We start from the raw sequence: 23941 nt of genomic DNA, 5'->3' as shown, positions 1-23941 counted from the left end.
TGCCTATTGTACCGCTTCGAAACGCCCGGCGCTGATGGTCAAGGTGCCGATCTGCGTTCCCACCGTGGCGTGGATCGGCGCATATACTCCGGTTTGGCCGAGCGGTGCAAACGTCACCATCATGCGGCTTTTGTTCTGGAGATAGTTGAGCGCCTTGCGACCCTTGCGATAGCCCGCCACCGGCTCGAAACCCATGCGGCAGGTGATGGTGTCACCCTTATAGCCCGGCACCGAGATCGTACCTTTCGAAGCGTAGGTCAGCGTCAGGTCGGCGCGCATCTCGCCATCGTAGAACTTGACCTTGCGGCCGCAGACCTGATCGAGGCTGTCGGCATAGATGACGGTCGCGGCCATCGGATCGAGCACCGATGCCAGGTCGCCGGCACCGATCGGCACCCAATTGTTGGGGTCGCGCTTGCCTGGCGCCGGAACGACCTGCGTCGAAGTGACCGCGCCATTGGTGAAGCGGATATCGACCACCGACGCCTTCTTGCCGGAGGTGTAATCGGCACGAAATGCCTGCGGCACCATCTTCTTGCCGGAAATCGTGCCCTTGGATGAGATCGTGCCGCGCGTGTCGTCGAACAGCTTGGCCAGTCCCGCAGCGGTCACGCTGCCTTCGATCGCGTAGGCGCCGTTCTCATAATGGCTGGAGAAGGTCGACCTTGCGATCGAGAGACCAAGGAAGGAGACCGTGTACTCGCCCTTGAAGGACTGCGGCGAGGCCGCCGACGCGGCGGACGGCAAGGCGATGGCAAGCGCGGCAACGAGCGCGTGAGACAAACGAGGCATGGCGGGATCGGATCCTTGATTTCGGCCGGAGGCGGGCGGCTCCGGTCTGGCGTGTCCCTATGAGACCGCTTATAGGATGAAATCCGGCCTTAATATGAAATGCCGGGCGCTTCCGTGGCGAAGCCGGAGCTTGACGCCCCGGCGAAATGCAACTATGGAACGCCAACTTTTTCCATAAGGCCGCCTGACCAGAACCGCGCGCCACCCGGCGTGGGCACAAAGGTTTGGCAGGTCCCGAGAGAATTGAAGGTTAGAATTATGTCCCGCACCTGCGAACTCACTGCCAAGGCAGTCCAGACCGGCAACAATGTGAGCCACGCTAACAACAAGACCAAGCGTCGCTTCCTGCCGAACCTCGTCAATGTGACGCTGATTTCGGAAGCGCTGAACCAGAATGTGCGCCTGCGCATCTCGGCCAACGCGCTGCGTTCGGTCGAACATCGCGGCGGTCTCGATGCTTTCCTGGCCAAGGCCGACGTCAAGGAACTGTCGCAGCGCGCGCGTCTGCTGAAGAAGCAGATCGCCAAGAAGCTGGCCGAACAGGTCGCTGCGTAACATCGGATAAAGGCGGGGACGACCGCCCGGGCCAACCTCTTGTTGGCCTTGGGCATCGGATAGATCCGCAAGGTTCGACATCCGGTGCTCAACTACGAAGCGAGCACCGCCCCGATCGGTATGATGCTCCGCTGGTTCCATTACCCAGGATAAAAAAATGACTTCCTTCTCGCGATATTTGCCCTTCGTGGCCGCCATGGCGCTTGTCGTCGTGGCGTCGAACATCCTCGTGCAGTTCCCGATGCAGGGCCAGGTCGGCGGCCTCTCGCTGGCCGACCTGCTCACCTGGGGCGCTTTCACCTATCCCTTCTCCTTCCTGGTCACCGACCTCGCCAACCGCCGCTACGGGCCTGCAGTGGCGCGCCGGATCGTCTTTGTCGGCTTCATGACGGCGGTGGTGTGCTCGATCCTCGTCCCGCCCTTCCTGTTTCGCCATGGCCTGATCGAATTCGAGACGGCGGCCGACCGGCTGGTGCGCATTGCCGCGGCTTCGGGCGCCGCGTTCCTGTCGGCCCAACTGCTTGATGTCACCGTGTTCAACCGGCTGCGCCGGCAGAGCTGGTGGCGGGCGCCGATCGTCGGCACGCTGGTCGGATCGGTGTTCGACACCATGGTGTTTTTCACCGTCGCTTTCTCGGCCGCTTTTGCCTTCGCCGGCCCGAATGACAGCTTTGCGCTCGAGACTGCGCCGTTGATGGGTGTCTTCCATGTCGACGCCATGCGCTGGGTCTCCTGGGCGCTCGGCGACCTCTCGGTGAAGCTGATCATCGCCGTGGTCGCGCTCATCCCCTACCGGCTGCTCGCCGCTCGCTGGAGCCAGCCGGCAGTCGCGGCCTAGACCATGATCCCCTGGGTCCAGCTCGATTCGGCCAAGACCGGGGATGGCGCGCAGGAACTTCGCCTCAAACGGCGCGGCAGCGAATTCTCGATTATGCTCGGCACCAACGAGCTGATGAACAGCCGCCTCAGCGGCTCCGAGCAAGCGCTGGCGAAACTGTCCTGCCAAAGGATTGCGGACCATCGCCAGCCGAAGATCCTGATCGGCGGCCTTGGCATGGGATTCACGCTGCGCGCCGCCTTGGCCGAACTCGGCAAGGATGCCGAAATCGTTGTCGCGGAGCTGGTGCCGGCCGTCGTCGCCTGGGCACGCGGCCCGATGGCGGACGTGTTTGGCGGTTGCCTCGACGATCCCCGCGTCACCATCCAGGAGACTGATGTCGGCCAATTGATACGGTCCGAGCCCGCAGCCTGGGACGCGATCCTGCTCGATGTCGACAATGGCCCCGAAGGCATCGTCCACAAGGGCAATGACGCCCTCTACAGCCTGTCAGGCCTCGGCGCCGCGCGCAGTGCCCTCAAGCCGGGCGGCGTGCTGGCCGTGTGGTCGCAAGGACCGGACAGCGGCTTCGTCAGGCGGCTGAAGCAGGCGGGCTTCGCGGTCGAGGAGGTCAACACGCGCGCCAACGGCAAGCGTGGCGCGCGTCATGTCATCTGGATTGCCACCAACGGCTCGCGGACCTGACCGGAGCCGTCGACCGGCGGTTCGAGTCTAGTTTGACTTCTGGAGTTCCGCCGCAAGGGACTCTAGCAACCCGCGCGTGCCCTCCTCCCGCCCCTTGGCGGAATCGACACCGTCGAAGAAGGCGCCTTGCTCGGTATAGGTCAGCCTTGTGCCATCGCCGGAGGGCGTCAGCTCCACCGTGGTCAGCGACGCCGACATGGGCTGCGGCCCGATTGCCATCCGGTAGGAAAACACGATGCGCTGGTCCGGAACGATGTCCTGGAACTGGGCGTCGAGCCTGACCTCCGGGCCGCCGCCATAGCTGAAACGTGACACCTCGCCACCGCCGATGCGGAAATCAAAGCTGAATTCAGCGATGGCAAAACCGTCGCCTTCAACCCGCCAGCGCCGCACCGTCGCCTTGTCGGCGAAAGCATGGAAGACACGTTCGGGCGATTGCGGATAGGTCCGCTCGATGGTGAATGTGGAGTGGATGACGGACTGCTCGTTCTTGATGGGGGCGGTCTGGTTCATTGCTGTTCGTCCTTTTCCTGATTCTTCTTGGGGGATTGGCCTTTTGGGGATGGGTCTGACTCGGCCAGGATTTGGCCAAGTCGGTCGAGGTGGCGTTCCGCCGGTATGCGGCGTTCGGCAATCCAGTCGGCGAGCGGGGCGAGCCCGCCCGGTTCGATCCGGCAGGTGCGCACCCGCCCGATCTTTTCGCTGCGGATAAGCCCACAGGCCTCCAGCACCTGCAGATGCTGCAGCACGGCGGCAAACGTCATGCCGAACGGTTCCGCCAGTTGGCTGACGGTGGCCGGTCCGCGGCTCAACCGTTCCAGGATCTGGCGCCGCGTAGGCTCGACAAGAGCGCGGAGGATGCTGTCGATCTCGGAATAGTTAAGCATGGACTTGAGTATTGTGCTGGTGACGCCAATTGTCAAGTCTAGACTAAAGTATTTTGGCGAGCGTAAATGATGAACAGTCGACCCCCACTCCGTCGAGCTTCGCTCGCCACCTCTCCCCCGATCGACGGGGGAGAGGAAGGGTGCGAGCTGGTTGTGTGCGTCAAGTTCTGCAAAAAGGGGCGGCCATAGTGCTGGTCATGCGGCTTGGCGTAGAGCGAGCTTTTTGTGCTCGCGCAGGTCGTCCATGTTGATGTAGCGGTTGGCCTCCATCCAGTTTTCGTTGGTCTCGACAGCCAAGGCCCTGACAAGGCGCAGGCAGCTTTCGGCGTTGGGGAAGATGCGTACGACATAGGTGCGCCGGCGGATTTCCTCGTTGAGGCGCTCGAGCATGTTGGTGGACTTGAGATGCTTGTGGTGCTGTCTCGGCAGCCTGAAGAAGGTCAGAGTTTGTTCGATGGCATCTTCGGCCCAGCCTGTCAGGCGCGGATAGCGAGGTGACCATTTGGCAAGCCATGCGGCGAGATCGGCCCTGGCCTCGGCGAGATCGCGTCGGTCGTAGAGCCAGCGCAGCTCCTGCAGGCAGTCATCGCCGTGCTTGCGCGGCAGATGATCGAGCGCGTTCCTGAGGAAGTGCACGTAGCAGCGTTGCCAGGCGGCTTCCGGGATCACCTCGCCGATCGCCGCCACCAGGCCGGCGTGATCGTCGGACACGACCAATTCGACGCCCTTGAGGCCGCGCGCCTTCAGTGAGACGAGAAAGTCTTTCCAGGCCGAACGGCTCTCGCGATTGGCCATCTCCACAGCCAGGATCTGGCGCCGGCCGTCCCAGTCGATGCCGACCGCGATCAGCACCGCCTGGCTCATGACGACGCCGGCTTCACGCACTTTCTCGTAGCGCGCATCGAGGATGAGGTAAGCAAACGGCTCTTGAAGGGGACGCCTGGCAAAGGCAGCGAGGCTCTCGTCCAGCCGCTTGTTGATGGCCGAGATCGACGAGGCCGAGAAAGCATGGCCGCACAGCTCTTCGGTGATCGCCTTCACCTTGCGGGTCGACACGCCCTGCACATACATCTCGGCCAGCGTCGCCACCAAAGCCCGTTCCGAACGCTGATAGCGCTCAAACAACTCGGTCGAGAAGCGCCCCGAGCGGTCCTGCGGAACCCGCAGCTCAAGCTTGCCGACGCGCGTCACAAGGGTGCGGCCATAGTAACCCGAGCGATAGCCAAGCCGCTCGGGCGTGCGTTCGCCCTTCGAAGCACTCAGCGCCTCATCCATCTCGGCCTCGAGCACCTCCTGCATCACCGCACGGATCACTTCGTGAAGTCCGTCCGGGTTCGAAAGCAGAATGTCTTTGACGGAGGCGCTGGCGGTCTTACTTTCAATCTTGGTCATGGTGGCGTTCCTTCGCGGGAATCGGTGACGTGAACAATCACCAGCCTGCCATGACCGCCCCTCTCTCAGCGAATTTGCAGAACTCTCAGCACACTACCTGCGAGCTTATGCCGGGGGGCCCCCTTCCTCTCCCTCCGGAGGGGGGAGAGGTGGCGCCGCGAAGCGGCGACGGAGTGGGGGAAGGCGTCCGTCAAACGCGCAGTCGCCGCAAATTGGGCACGACGCAGCGAGCGCCTAATCTGCGGCAAACGAGCAATCAGGCGGATCTGATGAAAGGTCGACCCCCACTCCGTCGAGCTATGCTTGTCCAGCCGATAGATGGGTAACACTTTGAACCGGATACATGGGTAACACTTCTCCCCTATGTGTCCTCTGCCGCGCCAAGCGGTTTGGTTGGCGCGGCGCTGCGAAGCAGCGACGGAGTGAGGGAAGGCATCCGACCAAATCGAACCCGCCCCAAACCGAACCCGCCGTTGAAAACCCTCAACTTCAGCTTCGCGGTTGGAGCGCCGCTCAATCCTGGTGCAGGATGAATTCCAGATAGAGGTTGCGCTGCAGGATCGAGTGGTTGTCATCTGATATCAGCGACACCATCAGCGCGCCGTCGTCGCGGGTCCAGACGTCAAGACCTTCCATATTGTCGATCTGGTAGCCCATGTCGGCGTCCAGCAGCACCGGCCCGTCAGCGACAGCGCCCTTCTCGACACTCTCGCCATAAATGCGCCGCAGCCGCATCTTGAGGCCATCAGCCATGGTGAAACTGCGCTCCAGCAGCAAAAGGTCGCCATCCGGCAGGAAGGCGCCATCGGTGATGTCGAAATCGCCATTGCGCTTGACGGTGAAGACACCCTTGTGCGGCCCTTCGATGATGGCGGCATAGATGTTGCCGGCCTTGTCGAGGCTCTTTTCCGAGACCACGACCAGACCGCCCTGATGCTGGCCATTGGCATGGGCATGGGTGACGGTCTCGAAGCCGCGATTTTGGCGCAGCTCCCGCGCCGGCACCAGGAAATCCAGCTGGCGGTATGGCGCCTTCATGTCATTGGGGTCGATCCTGAACTGGGCGACGCGGTGGTTGCGCTCGAAACCGACCGTGGCGATGCCATCCTTGACCGCGAGGCCTTCGGCATCGACTTCCCACTTCTCGTCGATCGGCTGACCGCTCTGGTCGACCATCTGCTGCATGCGGAAGTTCTGGATGCCGATAGGCCGCTTGTCTGCATCGCGGGCCAGCGTGCCGAAGAACCAGTAGCCGGTGTCGGCCACGCCGATGAAATCGCTGCCCGCTTTCAGAAACCGAAAGGCCGACAGCGCACCGAAATCGCGTGAAGGCGAGGTCATTTCCAGCCCGCCGGCGAATTCGAGCGGGCCGAACTGCTTGTCGGTGCGGCCAATATGGAATTCGGTGATCGGGCGGGCCGAGACTTCAACGGGTTCAACCGCGGCCGAGCCAGCCGAACTGGCTGGCGCGGACGCCACGCCGGCGAACAGGGCGATGGCGGCGAAGAGCGTTTGCCGAAACCCGCCGCGCGAAAAGATCATCCGGCGCGCCGCATGCCGCCACGCCGCGTGTCGCGTGCGCTCTCCTCGGCAAACAGCGAAGCCAATTGCTCGGTCATGGCGCCGGCCAGTTCCTCGGCATCGACGATGGTGACGGCGCGCCTGTAATAGCGCGTGACGTCATGGCCGATGCCGATGGCCAGCAGTTCCACCGGCGAGCGCGTCTCGATCAGTTCGATGACGGCGCGCAAATGGCGTTCCAGATAATTGCCCGGATTGACTGAAAGCGTTGAATCGTCGACCGGCGCGCCATCCGAGATCATCATCAGGATCTTGCGCTGTTCCGGCCGGGCGATCAGCCGGTTGTGCGCCCACAGCAGCGCTTCGCCGTCGATGTTTTCCTTGAGCAGGCCTTCGCGCATCATCAGGCCGAGATTGCGCCGTGCCCGCCGCCACGGATGGTCGGCGGATTTGTAGATGATATGGCGCAGATCGTTGAGCCGGCCGGGGTTCGGCGGCTTGCCGTCCTTCAGCCACTTCTCGCGCGCCTGGCCGCCCTTCCACGCTCGCGTGGTGAAGCCGAGGATCTCGACCGAGACGCCGCAGCGTTCCAGCGTGCGCGCCAGGATGTCGGCGCAGGTGGCGGCTACCGTGATCGGCCGGCCGCGCATCGAGCCGGAATTGTCGAGCACCAGTGTCACCACCGTGTCGCGGAATTTGGTGTCGCGCTCCTGCTTGAAGGACAGCGGCTGCATCGGGTCGATGACGACACGCACCAGCCGCGCCGGATCGAGATAGCCCTCTTCCAGGTCGAAATCCCAGGAGCGGTTCTGCTGCGCCATCAGACGGCGCTGCAGCCGGTTGGCCAACCGCCCGACGACGCCGGACAGATTGGCTAGCTGCTTGTCGAGGAAGGCGCGCAGCCGGTCGAGCTCTTCTTCTTCGCAAAGCTCCTCGGCCCCGACCGTCTCGTCGAAAGCGGTGGTGAAGACCTTGTAGTCGATTTCCTTCGGCAAATTGGTGAAGGGATTGTCGTTGCGCCGCGCTTCGCCGGGCGTCTCGGCGTCGGCATCGTCATCGTCGGACAAATCGTCGGCGGTGGCGTCGGACGCCTCCGTCTCGGACGACTGCTCGTCATCGGCCGAAGCCTCGGCATCCTCCGACTGCGACTGCTCGGAGCCGGAATCCTCTTCACCGCCCTCCTCGCTCTGCTCCTCGCCTTGCGGCTGGTTGTCGTCATTGTCCTCGGAATCTTCCGTCTCCTGGTCGTCGCCGAGTTCCTCGGCCATTTCCATGGAGGCGAGCATTTCGCGCACGACGCGGGCGAAGGCCTGCTGGTCGTCGAGCTTGGCCGACAGGCCGTCGAGGTCGGCCTTGGCCTTCTCCTCGACCCACGGACGCCAGAGTTCGACCAGCCGCTCGCCGCTCTTCGGGACCGGCCGGCCGGTCAGCTTCTCGCGCACCATCAGCGCCAGCGCTTCCTCGATCGGCGCGTCGGCCTTGTCCTTGACGTCGACCAGATTGGCCTTGGCGTATTTGTCCTCCAGCATCGAGCCGATATTGTCGGCGACGCCTTGCATGGCGCGGCTGCCGATCGCCTCGACGCGAGCCTGCTCGACCGCGTCATAGATGGCGCGCGCCGCCTTGCCTTCCGGCGCCAGCTTGGTGTGGATGCGCGCATCGTGGCAGGCACGCTTGAGCGCCATGGAATCGCCGAGCCCGCGGGTGATCGCAATATCGGTCTTCGACGCCTTCTTTGGCAATTCGGGCAAACGCGCGCGGCTGCCGGCGAGTGCCGGCCGGTCCTTGGCGAAGCCGACTTCCATGTCCTTGTCGCCGGCAATGGCGCGCATGCAGACAGTGACGGCACGCTTGAAGCTGTCGGCTTCAGACCCCGTCTTCGACTTGTTACGCGTGTTGTCGCCCGGACCCGCCATCGAGGCTATGCTTAGCCCAGCACCACGTTGGCGGCGCTCTCGGGCAGATCCTCGCCGAAGGCGCGCTGGTAGAATTCGGCCACCACCGAGCGCTCCAGCTCGTCGCACTTGTTGAGGAAGGTCAGCCGGAACGCCATGCCGATATTGCCGAAGATCTCGGCGTTCTCGGCCCAGGTGATGACGGTACGCGGGCTCATCACGGTCGACAGATCGCCATTGATGAAGGCCGAACGCGTCATGTCGGCGACGCGCACCATCTTGTTGACGATGTCCTTGCCCTTAGTGTCGCGATAGTGCTTGGCCTTGGCCAGCACGATGTTCACTTCATTGTCGTGCGGCAGATAATTCAGCGTAGTGACGATCGACCAGCGGTCCATCTGCGCCTGGTTGATCTGCTGCGTGCCGTGATAAAGACCGGTGGTGTCGCCAAGGCCGACCGTGTTGGCGGTCGAGAACAGACGGAATGCCGGATGCGGACGGATGACCCGGCTCTGGTCGAGCAGCGTCAGCCGGCCCGACGATTCCAGCACGCGCTGGATGACGAACATCACGTCCGGGCGGCCGGCATCATACTCGTCGAAGCAGAGCGCGACATTGTGCTGGTAGGCCCAGGGCAGGATGCCATCGCGGAATTCGGTGATCTGCAAGCCGTCCTTGACGACGATCGCGTCCTTGCCGACGAGATCGATACGGCTGACATGGCTGTCGAGATTGACGCGCACGCAGGGCCAGTTGAGGCGGGCGGCGACCTGTTCGATATGGGTCGACTTGCCGGTGCCGTGATAGCCCGACACCATGACGCGGCGGTTGTAGGCAAAGCCGGCAAGGATCGCCAGCGTCGTCGCCTTGTCGAACAGATAGTCCGGATCGACGTCAGGCACATGCTCTGATGTCACCGAATAGGCCGGCACCACCATCTTGGACTCGAAGCCGAATTTTTCCTTCACCGACACCGTCGTGTCGGGCAGGTTGGCGATGTCGCGATCGACCTTGTTCATATCTCTCAACGTCTCCACGGGCGAAACGTCCCGTTTCGCCGGCAATCGATTTTGTTCGGGGGCGGTCTTAAAGCCTTTTCCAACCTTATGAAAGTTGGAAAACGACACAAACCATAGGGTCGCTCAGCACAGGCCCGCCTGTTTGAGCACGCGATAGGCCTGCAGCACATCGCGGAACCGGTCTTCCGAACCTCTATCGCCACCATTCGCATCCGGATGGTGACGTTTCACCAGTTCCTTATAGCGCGCCTTGATATCCTTGCCAGTCGCCTTTGTATCAAGGCCAAGCGTTTCCAGCGCCTTGGCCTCAAGCGGCTTGGCCTTGCGCTCGCGCGCCTCGCGCGGATCCTTCGGTCCCTTGAACAGGTCGAACGGGTCGCGCATGCGGTTGTAATAGCCGGCGCGGCCGGAGCGCATCTGCGCCATATCGGGCGATGAGCGCGTCGAGGCGCCATTGACGCCCATCTTCCAGGTCGGCCGATGGCCGGTCATGGCTTCCTTCTGGAAGCGCGCGACCTCGGTGTCCGGGACGCCGGAGAAATAGTTGAAGCCCTTGTTGTACTCGCGCACATGGTCGAAGCAGAAGCGGAAATACTCGCCCTCCTTCATCCGCCCGACCGGCGCGCGATGGGTGCCCGCCTCCTTGCAGCCATCCCACTGGCAGATCGGCGAGTGCGACTTCAGCTCCGCATCCTTCTCCGGGCGGATGCGAATCTTCTCGAAATATTTGGGGTACGGCTTCATCTCACCCATTTATGGGGCGTTCGCAGATGCGAAACAAGAATTGACATTTTCGCGATCATCGCCCTAACCGCTGAATCGCGGCCTAAAGCAGGCGAATGACGGATTTAGTTGCGATACAGCGGCCCCCGGGGCTGGTGCGCCAGCCATATGTGGTGAAGGGAGACGGTAATGTCCATACAGGCGACCATGGAAGACAAGCTCAACAAGGCATTTTCGCCCGAGCGGCTGGTCATCATCAACGAAAGCCATCTCCACGCCGGCCACCATCACCACGGCTCGGATCATCACGGCGCCTATGACGGCACCGGCGAGACGCATTTTCGCGTCCGTGTCGTTGCATCGGCCTTTGCCGGCATGAGCCGCATCGACCGCCACCGCGCCGTCAATGACCTGCTTGCCGACGAACTCAAGGCCGGCGTGCACGCACTGGCGATCGAACCGGCAGCGCCCGGCGAAAAGACCCGCTGGTAGGTCGGGTCCGCTCGGCTTCGGACCTTCAGATCACCGCTTCGAGCGGAAGTCGGCAGCGATCAGCCGACCGTCGATTTCAGGAATGCCAGCGCGGCACCGGTCAGCGCGTCGCCATCCCCACCGAAATCGCGGTTGATCGACATGTGCGTATACGCGCTGCCGTCGAACAGCGTCACCTTCGTGCCCGTGGCTCGTAGGCGCTCGGCAAGGGCTTTCGAATCCTCGCCACGGCCGGACGCCCCGGAATAGGCGATGAAAGTCGGCGGATGCTTGCGGCCGTCGACATAGTTGGCCGGGGACAGTGCCGCCCATTGCGAGGGATCGGAAAAGACCCTGGCATAGGCCCGCACCATGCCGCCATTTTTCTCAAGCGCCACTAGGTCATAGGCCCTGGTGTCGTCGAGCAGCAGCCCAGCGACGCCAGGCAGCCCGCCGCGCATGCCGGTCAACGCAATCAGGTGGCAACCGGCCGAATGGCCCATGCCGACAATGCGCTTGGGGTCGCCGCCGTGCCCGGCAATATTGGCCCTGACATAGGCATAGGCCTTTTCCACGTCATTGGCCTGGGTCGCGACATCAGCCTCGGGCAGCATGCGGTAATCGATCGAGACGAAGCAGAAGCCGTTGGCAAGCAGGAAGGTCGGCTTGGCGCCCACCTGGCTGCGTTTGCCGAACTCCCAGGCGCCGCCATGAACGAAAAAGACGACAGGCAGGTTTTTCGCGCCGTCGGGCGCGTAGACATCGAGCTTGGCCGGACCGTAGTCGAAGGTTTTTTGCGCGGGTTGGCGCGGGCGCCACGCGGCCGATGCTCCCAATGGCAGCACCACCGCCACGGAGGCCAGAACGAGGCTTCGTCGATCGATCATCGTGGTCTCCCGACCGTGTAGCCAACAGTGCCCGCAGGCACCGCGAGCGTCCAGTTAAGGATTGGTAATGCTTAGCGGTCTGGCTCGGCGATCGACCATCGATGCGGACCTCAAGCTTTGGGGACTCATCCGCTATGGAGGAGGCTGGATCGACCGGGCTTTGTTGAACTCGCATCGGGTCGCAACGCCGCTTCAGGCCGCATCAATGCACTGCCCTTGTCGTTCAGTTCACGAAATCAATATCTACCCCTTGACGGTCTCATCTGGCCATCACCACTTAAGTATTTGGACAGGAATTTCAGTGACATGGGTAGTGCCCCAGGTCTCAACGACAGATGCGCGCGCTCTCCTTCATGTGAAGGAACCACAATGCGTTGCAGCAGTTGAATATATGATGAGCCAGCCGGCAGCCAGACCGGCGCTGAGGGCAAAGTATCATGCGTGAGAATCAGTCCGACGTCTTCGATCTGTTTTCGGAGATTTATGCGAACGCGGCCCAGGAAGAAATCAGCCTCCAGCAGTATCTCCTTGCGTGCCGAGAGGACAAATCAATGTATGCCTCGGCGCCTGAACGGATGGTCGAGGCAATCGGCGAGCCGAACCTGGTCGACACCAGCAAGGATGAACGGCTCGGCCGCATTTTCTCGAACCGCACCGTTAAGATCTATCCCTCCTTCTCCGACTTCTACGGAATGGAGGAAACGATCGAGCGCATCGCCGGGTATTTCCGCTATGCGTCCCAGGGACTCGAGGAGCGCAAGCAGATCCTCTACCTCCTTGGCCCTGTCGGCGGCGGTAAATCCTCTCTGGCCGAACGGTTGAAGAAATTGATGGAGCTGCGCCCGATCTACACGCTGAAGGTCGGTAACCAGATCAGCCCGGTTTTCGAATCGCCACTTGGCCTTTTCCATCCCGATCGCATGGGCGACCTGCTGGAGGATAAATACGGCATAGCCCGACGCCGGCTGAACGGGCTCATCTCACCATGGGCGGCCAAGCGCCTCGACGAACTGTCCGGCGACATTTCCAAATTCAGCGTGGTCAAGTTGATGCCTTCGCGGCTGCGCCAGATCGGCATTGCCAAGACAGAGCCCGGCGACGAGAACAATCAGGATGTCTCGGCCCTGGTTGGCAAGGTCGACATCAGACAACTGGAAAATTTCAGCCAGTCCGATCCGGACGCCTATTCCTACAGCGGCGGACTGAACCGGACCACGCAAGGCCTGCTCGAATTCGTCGAGATGTTCAAGGCGCCTATCAAGGTCCTGCACCCGTTGCTGACGGCGACCCAGGAAGGCAGCTACAACGGTACCGAGAATTTCGGCGCCTTTCCCTATCAGGGCATCATCATTGCCCATTCCAACGAATCGGAATGGCAACAGTTCAAGAACAACAAGAACAACGAGGCCTTTCTCGACCGCATCCTCGTGGTCAAGGTGCCGTATTGCCTGCGGATCACCGAAGAGAGGCAGATCTATGAAAAGCTGCTGCGCGAGAGCGACTTGGCCACCAGCCCCTGCGCACCTGAAGTGCTGGACATTCTCAGCCGATTCACGGTCTCGACCCGCCTTGCCGAGCACGACAATTCGCCGCTCTACACCAAGATGCGCGCCTATGACGGCGAGAACCTCAAGGAGGTCGATCCCAAGGCGAAGTCGGTCCAGGAATATCGCGATACCGCCGGCGTCGACGAAGGCATGACCGGCGTCAGCACACGCTTCGCCTTCAAGATCCTGTCGCAGACATTCAACTACGACACGAAGGAGGTGGCTGCCGATCCCGTGCATCTGATCTACATCCTGGAGGAGGCGATCAAGCGCGAGCAGTTTCCAAAGGAAACGGAAGCTGCCTATCTCGACTTCATCAAGTCGGAACTGGCAGCGCGCTATGCCGAGTTCATCGGCCACGAAATCCAGAAGGCCTATCTGGAATCATACAGCGAGTATGGCCAGAACCTCTTCGACCGTTACATCGCCTATGCCGATGCCTGGATTGAGGATCAGGACTACAAGGATCCCGATACGGGCCAGATTCTCAATCGCGAGGTATTGGACAAGGAATTGTCGCAGGTCGAGAAACCGGCCGGCATCGCCAATCCCAAGGACTTCCGCAATGAAGTGGTCAAATTCACGCTGCGTACCCGGGCGCGAAACCACGGCCGCAACCCATCGTGGACAGGTTATGAGAAACTTCGCGAGGTCATCGAGAAGCGCATGTTCGGCCAGGTCGAAGACCTCTTGCCGGTGATCAGTTTCGGCTCCAAGCAGGACAGCGTCACGGAAAAGCGGCACAATGAATTCGTGCAGCGCATGGTGGAACGCGGCTACACCGAGCGGCAGGTGCGCCGGCTTGTCGACTGGTACATGCGCGTGAACAAGGCGGGTTGAGAAAGCCCGAATGGTTCCATGCCTATCTTTATCGACCGTCGCCTGAATCCGAAGGACAAAAGCCTGGGCAATCGCCAGCGCTTCCTTAGGCGCGCGCGCGAAGAGCTCAAGCGGAGCATTCGCGATCAGATCCGCATCGGCAGGATCGCAGACGTGGATGCCGAGCACGCCGTGCCCATGCCCGAAAGAGGCACGGGCGAGCCGACCTTCAACAACGCCAGGAACGGCGGCATGCGCCAGCACATCCTGCCGGGCAATAGGCATTTCTCCCCTGGAGACCTGATCCCCAAGCCCGGCAAGGGCGTCGGCGCTGGGGCGTCATCCCCGGGAAACACGGCGTCTGAAGACGACTTTCGTTTCGTGCTGTCACGCGAAGAGGTGCTCGATCTTTTTTTCGAGGATCTCGAACTCCCGGATATGGTCAAGCTCAACCTCAAGGAAATCCTTGCCTTCAAGCCGCGCCGGGCTGGCTTCGCCGCCACCGGTTCACCGACCAACATCAATGTTGGGCGCACGATGCGTAACAGCCACGGCCGGCGCATCGCGCTGAGGCGCCCTAAGCAGGAGGAGTTGGACGCGATCCTCGAGGAAATTGCCATGCTTGAGGTGGTGCCATCCAGCGCAGCGGCGCGCCAGCGCATTGCGGCATTGCGGCAGGAGCTTGACCGGTTGGAGCGGCGGCGCAGGCGAATTGCCTTTGTCGATCCTGTCGACATCCGATTCAACCGCTTCGATCCCCAGCCTGTGCCGAACGCCAATGCCGTCATGTTCTGTCTGATGGATGTGTCCGGGTCCATGGGCGAGCGCGAAAAGGATCTGGCCAAGCGCTTCTTCGTGCTGCTGCACCTGTTCTTGAAACGGCGCTATGACCGCATCGAGATCGTCTTCATCCGCCATACCCACGAGGCGCAGGAGGTTGACGAGGAGACGTTCTTCAATTGCACGCAAAGCGGCGGTACCATCGTTTCCACCGCGCTCGAGGAAATGCATCGCATCATCAGGCAGCGATATCCGCCCAGCGAGTGGAACATCTATGCCGCCCAGGCCTCTGACGGAGACAATTCCGTCACCGATTCCGAGCGCTGCATAGCCCTGCTCGACGGCAAGCTCATGCGGCTGTGCCAGTATTTTGCCTACGTCGAGATCATCGACAAGCGCGAAGCCCACATCTTCGGCACGACCGAAAACGGGACATCTTTATGGCGTGCCTATAGCGCGATCGACCTGAAATGGTCGAACTTCCAGATGAGCCGCATCGCCACGCCCGCCGATATCTACCCGGTCTTTCGCCAGCTCTTCGGCAGACAGCCTGCTGTCCTTAAGAGAGCGTGAGAGGGGCCGATGGCCAGACAAGCCGGTAAATCCGATCTGCTTTTTTCCGGATCCGACTGGGATTTTACGAAATTGTCGCGGACCTATGACGCGATCGAGGCAATCGCGGTCGAAGAGCTTCATCTCGATACCTATCCCGTGCAGATGGAGATCATCTCCTCCCAACAGATGCTCGACGCTTACTCGTCAGTCGGTATGCCACTGATGTACCATCACTGGTCTTTCGGCAAACACTTCCTCTACCAGGACCTGCTCTATCGCAAAGGCGGGCGCGGGCTTGCCTATGAACTGGTCATCAATTCCAATCCCTGCATCGTCTATCTGATGGAGGAAAACACCATGGCCCTGCAGGCCTTGGTGACGGCCCATGCTGCGCTCGGGCATAACCATTTCTTCAAGAACAATCATTTGTTCAAGCAGTGGACGGACGCTGGGGCGATCCTCGGCTACCTGGACTTCGCCAAGAGCTACATTGCTCGTTGCGAGGAGCGGCACGGCCGCGCTGCCGTCGAGGCTGTTCTCGATTCCACCCACGCGCTGATGGAACAGGGCGTGTTCCGCTATCGCCGGCCACCGAAGCTGTCGTCGGAACGCCAGCGCGAAGGGCTTCGCGAGCGTCTCGAATACGAAGAGCGCTCCTACAACGATTTGTGGCGCACGCTGCCGCCTTCACAGCAAAGGGTCAACGACAAGGCCCAAGACCCGGAGTGGAAGAAATCGCTCAACCTGCCCGAGGAAAACCTGCTCTATTTCCTGGAAAAGAACAGCCCGATCCTGGAGCCCTGGCAGCGTGAAATCATCAGGATCGTTCGTGTCATAGCACAATATTTTTATCCGCAACGGCAAACACAGGTGATGAACGAGGGCTGCGCCACCTTCGTGCACTATACGTTGATGAACATGCTGTTCGACCGCGGCCGGATCAGCGAGGGCGCCATGCTCGAAATCCTGCGCAATCATTCCAACGTGATCTTCCAGCCGGCGTTCGACGATCCGCGCTTTTCCGGCATCAACCCCTACGCTCTCGGCCTCGTACATGATGCAGGACATCCAGCGCATCTCGACCGAGCCGACGGCCGAGGATCGGGACTGGTTTCCCAACATAGCCGGCCGCGGAAACTGGCGCGAGGTCCTGCTCGACGCATGGGCAGAGCACCGCGACGAGTCCTTCATCCGCCAATACCTCAGCCCGGCCTTGATCCGGAAGTGGCGGTTTTTTGTGCTCGGCGACGTTGCCGACCAACCGCATTTTCAGGTTGCCTCGATCCACAATGAGCGCGGCTATGAAAAGATCCGCGCCGCGCTCGCTCACAGCTACGACGTCGGCGCGAACCGACCGGACATTCAGGTGGTGGATGTCGATCTGCTCGGCGACCGGCATTTGCGACTGCAGCACAAGGTGAATCACGGCATCCTTCTCGAGGATGCCAGCCGTGACGCCACGCTTCGTCACATCCGGAGGCTTTGGGGTTATGAGGTCAGTTTGGCGGCTGTCGACGCTGAGACGGGCCTGACGATCCACGAACGCTCGACGAGCCAGATCGCAGAATGAGGCGCTGGTCCTCACGGCTCTCGGCCTGACGCATGTCGCCCAAAAAGTGCGCAGCGGCGGGACAAACGACAGGCATAAAAACAAGGGCTTTAGAACAATTCCAGGAAAAGTGTGAAACGGTTTTCCCGGGAAAAGCGCATAGCGCTTTCCCTTGGGAATTGCGTCAAAACAAAGAGTTAGAGCGGTTCGCCGTTTCCGTGAAACGGTGAACTGCTCTAAGCGTCGCCGGCCGGCCTGATCCTCAACCGGGCAATGCGGTTCTTGTCGCGCTTCATAACGATGAAGCGCTTGCCGTGGAAGGTGAAGGCCTGCTTCTCATCGGGGATCGACTGCGCCTCGTGGATGACGAGGCCGGCGATGGTGGTCGCTTCCTCGTCCGGCAGGTTCCAGTCGAGCGCCCGGTTCAGGTCGCGGATCGGCACATTGCCGTCGACGACGACGGAGCCGTCGGCTTCCTGCTTGACGCCCTGGATGTCGACGTCGTGCTCGTCGGCGATTTCGCCGACGATCTCCTCGATAATGTCCTCCAGTGTCACCAGCCCTTCGACCTCGCCATACTCGTCGACGACGACCGCGAAATGCGCCTTGCGGCGCAGGAAGGCGTTGAGCTGTTCCTGCAAGGTCGTGGTATCGGGCACGAACCAGGGTTTCGAGGCGATCTTCATCACGTCGATCTTGGAAAAGTCGTTGCCGACTTCGTTCAGCGCACGCAGCAGATCCTTGGCGTGCAGCACGCCGACGATGTTGTCGAGCGAGCCCTTCCACAGCGGCATGCGGGTGTGTGGGCTCTGCAGGATCTCGCGCACCACCGCTTCCGGCGCATTGTCGGCATTGACCGAGCGCATATTGGTGCGGTGGACCATGATATCGGAGACTTCGAGCTCTTCGAGGTCGAACAGGCCGCCAATGCGGTCGCGGTCCTCGCGCACCACCTGGCCGTCACGGCGGAAATCGTCGACCGCGCCGCGCAATTCGTCCTGGCTCGAGCGCTGCGGTTCGATGCGCGACAGCTCGTAGCCGAACATGGCAAGCAGGCGCGTGCGCACGGCAACGACCAGCAGGATGAGGATGGCAAGGACGGCGACGATGACCCAGCCCGTCTCGTTGTCCATCTCAGCCGGCTTTCCGGCTGGCTGGATGGTTTTCCCTCAGGAACGACAGCACTTCCGAAGCCGGCACGTCCTTGGCGATAAAAGCCTGGCCGATGCCGCGCGTCAGGATGAAGGTCAGCGCACCGCGTGACACCTTCTTGTCCTGGGTGATGAATGAAAGCAGCGCCTCGGCATCGGGCAGATCGCCTGGAATGTCGGCCATCCGCCACGGCAGGCCGACGGCGCGCAGATGCGTCTCGACGCGCGCCGCATCGTCAGGACTGGCGAGGTTGAGTCGCGAGGAGAACCGATGCGCCAGCGCCATGCCGATGGCCACCCCCTCGCCATGGACGAGCCGGGTTCCGTCATATTGCGTGGCGGCTTCGAGCGCGTGGCCGAATGTGTGGCCAAGGTTGAGCAGCGCGCGGTCACCGGTCTCGAACTCGTCGCGCGCGACCACATCGGCCTTGGCGCGGCAGGCTTCGGCAATGGCCTCTCCCCGCTCCGGCCCGCCGGCGAACACTTTTTCCCAGTTCGCTTCCAGCCAGGCGAAAAATTCCGGCCGGTCGATCAGCCCGTATTTGGCGAGTTCGGCATAGCCGGCGCGGAATTCGCGGATCGGCAGCGTGTCGAGCACTTCGGTGTCGGCCAGCACCAGCTTGGGCTGCAGGAAGACGCCGACAAGGTTCTTGCCGCGCGGGCTGTTGATGCCGGTCTTGCCGCCGACGGAGGAATCGACTTGCGCCAGCAGCGAAGTCGGGATCTGCACGAAATTCATGCCGCGCCGCACGATGCCGGCGGCAAAACCGGTGAGATCGCCGATGACGCCGCCGCCCAGCGCGATGACGACGTCGCCGCGCTCCAGCCTGGCTGCCAGAACGCCATCGACCACCTCTTCGAGATGGGCGAAGCTCTTGGTCTTCTCGCCCGGCGGCAGTGTGATGACGGTGGGCTGGATGCCACCCTTCTCAAGCCCGGCCTTCAGCGTATCGAGATGCGCGGCGGCGACATTCTGGTCGGTGACGACAGCAGCGCGCGTGCCCGGCAGGCGGCGCGAAATCTCGGTGCCGGCGCGCGACAAAAGGCCGGAGCCGATCAATATGTCGTAGGCACGGTCGCCAAGCCCGACTTCGACGGTGACTGGCTGATCCGCGCTCACGATTCGATCTCTCCCGTCACTGCGATTTCATCGATGCCGAAATGCCGGCACAGTGCTCCCAGCACCTCGGCGGCGATGACTTCCTTGCGGTCGTCGCGGGTCGGCACGGTGACATCTGATGTCGCGTAGACCGGATAGCGCTCACCCATCAGCCGCTCCAGCACGGCACGGGGATCGGCACTCTTCAACAGCGGCCGGTTCTGCTTCTTGGAAACGCGTTCCATCAGCAGGTCGAGTTCGGCCTTCAGCCACACCGACACGCCATGCGCGGCGATGGCCTCGCGCGTCTGAGCGTTCATGAAGGCGCCGCCACCGGTCGACAGAACTTGTGGGCCGTTCTCCAGCACGCGAAGGATGACGCGCTGCTCCAGCGCCCTGAACTCCGTCTCGCCATAGCGCTCGAACAGCTCCGGAACGGTCATGCGCGAGACGCTCTCGATCTCCTGGTCGCTGTCGATGAAAGGCAGCGAAAGCATGGCCGCCACCTTGCGGCCGATCGCCGTCTTGCCGGCGCCCATCAGGCCGACAAAGACGACGGACCGGCTGCCCAGCCGGCCAAGTAGCGCGGCGTGGGTCTCGCCCGGAGGATTTTGGTGCGCGGTCATCAGCTGTTTCTTGGGCCCTCTTTGCCGGCGTATCGACATGAAAAGCCGGTTTGCGTCAAGCGTGCCGAGCACGGGCAAGCCTATATCGGCCAAGGGATGACTGCATCAGAAGTTGCTAACAGGCCTCCGCTTCTTCCTTGAATTGGCCGGATTGGCGTCCCATAAGGGCACAGGGTTTGGAAACGCAGAACAAGAAGACGGGCGAAAATTGATGCCGACACTGTTTCGCTTTGTCGTGACCCTCGCGATTCTGGCCGGCATTGCCTATGGTACGATGTTCGCGCTGGTGATGTTCGTCGAGCCGAAAAAAGCAGAGATGAGCGTGCGTATCCCGCCGGAAAAGCTGAATCCCAAGAAGAACTAAATCCCGAAGAAAAACTGACCAGCAGGAAATGAACAGCGCCGCCCGCATCGAGGCCTTTCTGGAAATGATGAGCGCCGAACGCGGCGCTGCCGAAAACACGCTGTCCTCCTACCGCCGCGACCTCGAAGACGCTTCGAGCGAGATCGATGGCGGGCTTGCCGGTGCCGCCGCCGCCGATATCCGCGCCTATCTCGATGACATCGCCGCGCGCGGCTTCGCGCCGACTTCGCAGGCGCGCAAACTGTCGGCGATCCGCCAGTTCTTCAAGTTCCTTTACGCAGAGGGCCTGCGCGCGGACGACCCGACAGGCACGCTGGACAGCCCGAAAAAGGGCCGTCCATTGCCCAAGACGATGAGCGAGGCCGACACCGGCCGGCTGATCGACCGCGCCGCACAGGAAGCCGGCGACGCCGGGCTCGGCTACAGCGACAGGCTGGCCGCCCTTCGCCTGCATGCTCTGGTCGAGGTGCTCTACGCCACCGGCCTGCGCGTGTCCGAACTGGTCGGCCTGCCGGTGACGGTGGCGCAGCGTGACGACCGTTTCTTCATGGTGCGCGGCAAGGGCGACAAGGAGCGCATGGTGCCGCTGTCGGTCAAGGCGCGCACGGCAATGCGCGCCTGGCTTGCCGCCCGGGCCGGGGTGCCCACCTTCGCCGAAAGCCCGTTCCTGTTTCCCGCAGCATCCGACAGCGGCTATCTCTCGCGCCAGGTCTTTGCCCGCGACCTGAAAGGGCTGGCGGCGCGGGCCGGCATCGCCTCGGCGAAGATATCGCCGCATGTGCTGCGCCATGCTTTCGCCAGCCATCTCCTGCAGAACGGCGCCGATCTCAGGGCCGTGCAACAGCTGCTTGGCCATGCCGACATATCGACGACACAGATTTACACCCATGTGCTGGAGGAGCGGCTGGTGCGGCTGGTCAACGATCATCATCCGCTTGCCGACTAGGCCTCATATCGCTATGTGAGGACGACATTTCACCGCCCGGAGCCTTGGTTTCAACGGTTCCGCAGTCCTTGCCTTCCGACGTATCGGTCCGCTCAAGCATGTACAACTACCTCGATTTCGAAAAGCCGGTGCAGGATCTTGAGCTCAAGATCCTCGAGCTCAAGAAGCTTGCCGAGAACGGCGAGGCGGTTGATGTCGCCGATGAGATCACCAGGCTAGAGAAGCGTTCCCGCGACGCGCTGCGCGAACTCTACAAGGCGCTGACGCCCTGGCAGAAGGTGCAGGTGGCCCGCCACTCCGACAGGCCGCACTGCGTCGACTACATCAAGGGCCTGTTCAGCGATTTCACGCCGTTGGCCGGCGATCGCAATTTCGGCGAAGACCAGGCGATCGTCGGTGGTTTCGCCCGCTTCCGTGGCGAGCCTATCGCGATCATCGGTCAGGAAAAGGGCTCGGACACGACCAGCCGCCTGAAGCACAATTTCGGTTCCGTGCGCCCCGAGGGCTACCGCAAGGCGGTGCGGCTGATGGAGCTGGCCGACCGCTTCAAGATTCCACTGTTGACGCTGGTCGACACGGCGGGCGCCTATCCCGGCGTCGGCGCCGAGGAGCGCGGCCAGGCCGAAGCCATTGCCCGCTCGACCTCGGCCTGCCTTGGCCTGAAAGTGCCGTCGATTTCGGTGGTCATCGGCGAAGGCGGTTCGGGCGGCGCCATCGCGATCGCCACCGCCAACCGCGTCTACATGCTCGAACACGCCATCTATTCGGTGATTTCGCCTGAGGGTGCCGCCTCGATCCTGTGGCGCGACACGACGCGCTCCAAGGACGCGGCGACCAACATGAAGATCACCGCGCAGGACCTTCTGGAACTGAAGATCATCGACGCCATCATCCCCGAGCCGATGGGCGGCGCCCAGCGCGCGCCCGAAACGGTGATTGCCGCGACCGGCGACCTCATTGCCAAGACGATGAAGGAATTTTACGGCGCCAACACCGACTTCCGCGAACAGCGCCGCGAGAAATATCTGGCGATGGGCCGCAGCCTCTGACGCCTTTCGGACGGCGGAACTAGGCCATCGGGAGCCCTGCGCCCAAGGCAATGTGGCGGCAATGAGCAATTTCGCCACAAAAATGCCGCCGCATTCGGGTCAATGAAATTGCCGTGAGGGGTTGGTCGAAGCTTGCGGTAAGGAATTTTCAAGGTTAACGGGCTTACGGTCCGTCGGTGTTCAGCATATGGGCTCGGCCGTTTCGAAGCCATTGGCCCGAGGGAAAAGACATAGCCGTATCCATGTTTGCCAAGCTTGCCCGCACCGGAGTCCTCGTCACCTCGATAGCCATTGTCGGCTGCAATGATTCGTCGATGAAGGACTTTGCCCCGGAGGCCAACAAGCCGCTGCCGGACAAGATCCTTGCCGACATGAAGGCCAAGGGCATGGTGCGCACCTCCTCGGTGATGGCGCGCATCTTCAAGGAAGAGGGCAAGCTCGAGATCTGGAAGGCCAAGACCAATGGCCGCTACGACATGGTGGCGAGCTACGACATCTGCAAATGGTCGGGCAAGCTAGGCCCCAAATACACCGAAGGCGACCGCCAGGCGCCCGAAGGCTTCTACACTGTGCGTCCGGCGCAGATGAATCCGCGCTCGAACTACCATCTGTCCTTCAACATCGGCTTCCCCAACGCCTATGACCGCGCCAATGGCCGCACCGGCCAGAATCTGATGGTGCACGGCGCCTGTTCGTCGTCGGGCTGCTATTCGATGACCGACGCGCAGATCGAACAGATCTATGCCTTCGGCCGCGATGCCTTCCAGGGCGGGCAGACCGAGTTCCAGGTCGAGGCCTTTCCGTTCCGCATGACCGCCGCCAACATGGCGCGTTATCGCAACGATCCGAATTATGAATTCTGGAAGATGCTGAAGGTCGGCTACGACAATTTCGAGGTCACCAAGGTGCCGCCGAAGGTCGATGTCTGCGAAAAGCGCTATGTCTTCAACCAGGTCGCCGCCGACGGCCAGACATTCGATCCGACCGGACCGTGCCCGGCGACCACGCAACCGGATTCGCTGAAGAGCGCCTACAACACTTACCAGAGCACCTACGACGCGGCGTTTAACGGCGCGCTCAAGGCCAGCGTGCCGCCGCCCAAGCCGACCATCGCCGGCATCAAGGAAGCCAGCATCGTCTCCGACTGGTCGAAGCGCCGGGCGCGCGGCGAGCGCGTGCCGATCGATCCGCCGTCGCTCAACAACGACGGCACAGTGACCGAGACGGCGCGCATGGGCCGCATCGATTCGCCGGCCGGCCGCAAGATGGCTGCACTCGACGCCGAGAAGGCCGCCAAGCAGAAGGCCGAGGAGCAGAGGCTGGCCGCCATAGAGGCCGCAAAGCAGGCCAAGGAAGCCGCCAAGGCGCAGGCGCTCGCCGAAAAGGAAGCGGCCAAGGCTGCCAAGGAAGCCCCAGTCGCCACCGCCACCATCGCAGCCCCCACCGAGGCCGCGCCGGCAGCCGAGACGCAAGCCGCCGACGCCGGCGAAGGCACGGTGGCAAAGCTGAAGAACAAGCTGCTCGGCATGTTCGGCGGCTGAGCCTGGTCTTGGCCGCGGATGCCACTATCTATGACCTCAAGGGCCTGAACTGCCCGCTTCCCGTGCTCAAGGCGAAAAAGCGCCTGGCCGGAATGGAGCCGGGCAGCCGGCTGTGGCTCGAAACCACCGACCCGCTCGCCGTCATCGATATTCCCGCCTTTTGCTCGGACGCCGGCCATCAGCTGATTGAAACAGCGGCGATCTCAGGCGGCCATCGCTTTCTGGTCGAGCGCGGCGAGCAGCGATCGTAG

At 62.1% G+C, this 23941-nt stretch carries 23 protein-coding genes and 1 pseudogene; 12 read left to right on the top strand and 12 right to left on the bottom strand.

The genetic code is table 11. From position 1 onward, the window contains the following. Positions 1-3 precede the first annotated feature (3 nt). Positions 4-792 carry a DUF3108 domain-containing protein gene (locus DBIPINDM_RS21675; protein WP_258589108.1) on the bottom strand — a complete coding sequence of 263 codons (789 nt, stop codon included), beginning with the start codon at positions 790-792 and terminating at the stop codon, positions 4-6. Between the two features lie 258 nt (positions 793-1050). Here DBIPINDM_RS21675 and rpmB point away from each other — a divergent pair, with 258 nt between their 5' ends. From rpmB to DBIPINDM_RS21660, 3 genes are all read left to right on the top strand, one after another. Beyond that, positions 1051-1347 carry a 50S ribosomal protein L28 gene (gene rpmB / locus DBIPINDM_RS21670; RefSeq protein ID WP_010911765.1) on the top strand — a complete coding sequence of 99 codons (297 nt, stop codon included), beginning with the start codon at positions 1051-1053 and terminating at the stop codon, positions 1345-1347. A 157-nt stretch (positions 1348-1504) separates the two neighbouring features. Then, entirely contained in the window at positions 1505-2185 is a 681-nt protein-coding gene (locus DBIPINDM_RS21665; protein WP_258589107.1) for a queuosine precursor transporter, read from the top strand. A gap of 3 nt (positions 2186-2188) precedes the next feature. After that, the gene (locus DBIPINDM_RS21660) at positions 2189-2869 is read left to right on the top strand and encodes a spermidine synthase (protein ID WP_258589106.1); all 681 of its coding nucleotides are present in this window, start codon (positions 2189-2191) and stop codon (positions 2867-2869) included. Between the two features lie 27 nt (positions 2870-2896). On the opposite strand, the gene DBIPINDM_RS21655 is transcribed toward DBIPINDM_RS21660, so the two are convergent. The 7 genes from DBIPINDM_RS21655 to DBIPINDM_RS21625 form a co-directional block, all read right to left on the bottom strand. Next, positions 2897-3382, bottom strand: a complete 486-nt coding sequence (locus DBIPINDM_RS21655; RefSeq protein ID WP_258589105.1) for an SRPBCC family protein — start codon at positions 3380-3382, stop codon at positions 2897-2899. Further along, complete coding sequence (locus DBIPINDM_RS21650) at positions 3379-3756, bottom strand: ArsR/SmtB family transcription factor (protein WP_258589309.1); 378 nt, start codon at positions 3754-3756, stop codon at positions 3379-3381. Before DBIPINDM_RS21650 ends, DBIPINDM_RS21655 begins: the two co-directional genes overlap by 4 nt. Before the next feature lie 195 nt (positions 3757-3951). Continuing rightward, entirely contained in the window at positions 3952-5148 is a 1197-nt protein-coding gene (locus DBIPINDM_RS21645; protein WP_258583994.1) for an IS256 family transposase, read from the bottom strand. 513 nt (positions 5149-5661) lie between these two features. Further along, positions 5662-6690: an esterase-like activity of phytase family protein gene (locus DBIPINDM_RS21640; RefSeq protein WP_258589104.1), complete on the bottom strand. Its 1029-nt coding sequence runs from the start codon at positions 6688-6690 to the stop codon at positions 5662-5664. Next, positions 6687-8585, bottom strand: coding sequence for a cobaltochelatase subunit CobT (gene cobT / locus DBIPINDM_RS21635; protein ID WP_183463562.1), 1899 nt, complete (start codon positions 8583-8585; stop codon positions 6687-6689). The genes DBIPINDM_RS21640 and cobT overlap by 4 nt, the downstream gene beginning before the upstream one ends. 11 nt (positions 8586-8596) lie before the next feature. Then, on the bottom strand, positions 8597-9583 hold the full coding sequence (gene cobS / locus DBIPINDM_RS21630) for a cobaltochelatase subunit CobS (RefSeq protein ID WP_258589103.1): 987 nt from the start codon (positions 9581-9583) through the stop codon (positions 8597-8599). A 123-nt stretch (positions 9584-9706) separates the two neighbouring features. Then, the gene (locus tag DBIPINDM_RS21625; RefSeq protein WP_095204007.1) at positions 9707-10336 is read right to left on the bottom strand and encodes a J domain-containing protein; all 630 of its coding nucleotides are present in this window, start codon (positions 10334-10336) and stop codon (positions 9707-9709) included. Positions 10337-10495: 159 nt separating this feature from the next. Here DBIPINDM_RS21625 and DBIPINDM_RS21620 point away from each other — a divergent pair, with 159 nt between their 5' ends. After that, complete coding sequence (locus tag DBIPINDM_RS21620) at positions 10496-10798, top strand: BolA family protein (protein ID WP_258589102.1); 303 nt, start codon at positions 10496-10498, stop codon at positions 10796-10798. Between the two features lie 59 nt (positions 10799-10857). Here DBIPINDM_RS21620 and DBIPINDM_RS21615 read toward each other — a convergent pair whose 3' ends face one another. After that, positions 10858-11664 (bottom strand): alpha/beta hydrolase, encoded by an 807-nt coding sequence (locus tag DBIPINDM_RS21615; RefSeq protein ID WP_258589101.1) that lies wholly within the window; start codon positions 11662-11664, stop codon positions 10858-10860. 437 nt (positions 11665-12101) lie between these two features. Between DBIPINDM_RS21615 and DBIPINDM_RS21610 the strand changes: the two genes are divergently transcribed. From DBIPINDM_RS21610 to DBIPINDM_RS21600, 3 genes and pseudogenes are all read left to right on the top strand, one after another. Further along, positions 12102-14051, top strand: a complete 1950-nt coding sequence (locus tag DBIPINDM_RS21610) for a PrkA family serine protein kinase (protein WP_258589100.1) — start codon at positions 12102-12104, stop codon at positions 14049-14051. A gap of 18 nt (positions 14052-14069) precedes the next feature. Then, positions 14070-15383, top strand: coding sequence for a YeaH/YhbH family protein (locus DBIPINDM_RS21605; RefSeq protein WP_258589099.1), 1314 nt, complete (start codon positions 14070-14072; stop codon positions 15381-15383). Between the two features lie 9 nt (positions 15384-15392). Beyond that, positions 15393-16935: pseudogene (locus DBIPINDM_RS21600) on the top strand (SpoVR family protein). 215 nt (positions 16936-17150) lie between these two features. On the opposite strand, the gene DBIPINDM_RS21595 reads toward DBIPINDM_RS21600, so the two are convergent. Genes DBIPINDM_RS21595 through DBIPINDM_RS21585 form a run of 3 tightly spaced genes read right to left on the bottom strand, consistent with a single transcriptional unit; the run spans position 17151 to position 19790 of the window. Further along, positions 17151-18047: an HlyC/CorC family transporter gene (locus DBIPINDM_RS21595; protein ID WP_258589098.1), complete on the bottom strand. Its 897-nt coding sequence runs from the start codon at positions 18045-18047 to the stop codon at positions 17151-17153. A 1-nt stretch (position 18048) separates the two neighbouring features. Next, positions 18049-19185 carry a 3-dehydroquinate synthase gene (gene aroB / locus DBIPINDM_RS21590; RefSeq protein ID WP_258589097.1) on the bottom strand — a complete coding sequence of 379 codons (1137 nt, stop codon included), beginning with the start codon at positions 19183-19185 and terminating at the stop codon, positions 18049-18051. After that, positions 19182-19790, bottom strand: a complete 609-nt coding sequence (locus DBIPINDM_RS21585; RefSeq protein ID WP_258589096.1) for a shikimate kinase — start codon at positions 19788-19790, stop codon at positions 19182-19184. Before DBIPINDM_RS21585 ends, aroB begins: the two co-directional genes overlap by 4 nt. Before the next feature lie 211 nt (positions 19791-20001). Between DBIPINDM_RS21585 and DBIPINDM_RS21580 the strand changes: the two genes are divergently transcribed. The 5 genes from DBIPINDM_RS21580 (at position 20002) to DBIPINDM_RS21560 (ending at position 23941) form a co-directional block, all read left to right on the top strand. Next, positions 20002-20154, top strand: coding sequence for a hypothetical protein (locus DBIPINDM_RS21580; protein WP_015315495.1), 153 nt, complete (start codon positions 20002-20004; stop codon positions 20152-20154). Positions 20155-20182: 28 nt separating this feature from the next. Then, the gene (locus tag DBIPINDM_RS21575; protein WP_258589095.1) at positions 20183-21100 is read left to right on the top strand and encodes a site-specific tyrosine recombinase XerD; all 918 of its coding nucleotides are present in this window, start codon (positions 20183-20185) and stop codon (positions 21098-21100) included. Between the two features lie 98 nt (positions 21101-21198). Then, positions 21199-22149, top strand: coding sequence for an acetyl-CoA carboxylase carboxyltransferase subunit alpha (locus DBIPINDM_RS21570; protein WP_258589094.1), 951 nt, complete (start codon positions 21199-21201; stop codon positions 22147-22149). A gap of 242 nt (positions 22150-22391) precedes the next feature. Further along, positions 22392-23690 (top strand): L,D-transpeptidase family protein, encoded by a 1299-nt coding sequence (locus DBIPINDM_RS21565; RefSeq protein ID WP_258589093.1) that lies wholly within the window; start codon positions 22392-22394, stop codon positions 23688-23690. 8 nt (positions 23691-23698) lie between these two features. Then, positions 23699-23941 carry a sulfurtransferase TusA family protein gene (locus DBIPINDM_RS21560; RefSeq protein ID WP_258589092.1) on the top strand — a complete coding sequence of 81 codons (243 nt, stop codon included), beginning with the start codon at positions 23699-23701 and terminating at the stop codon, positions 23939-23941.

This window comes from Mesorhizobium sp. AR02 (genome assembly GCF_024746835.1).
In the GTDB taxonomy this organism is placed as follows: Bacteria; Pseudomonadota; Alphaproteobacteria; order Rhizobiales; family Rhizobiaceae; genus Mesorhizobium.
The sequence above is the reverse complement of the archived record's forward strand: the minus strand, read 5'-3'. Positions and strand labels throughout refer to the sequence as shown.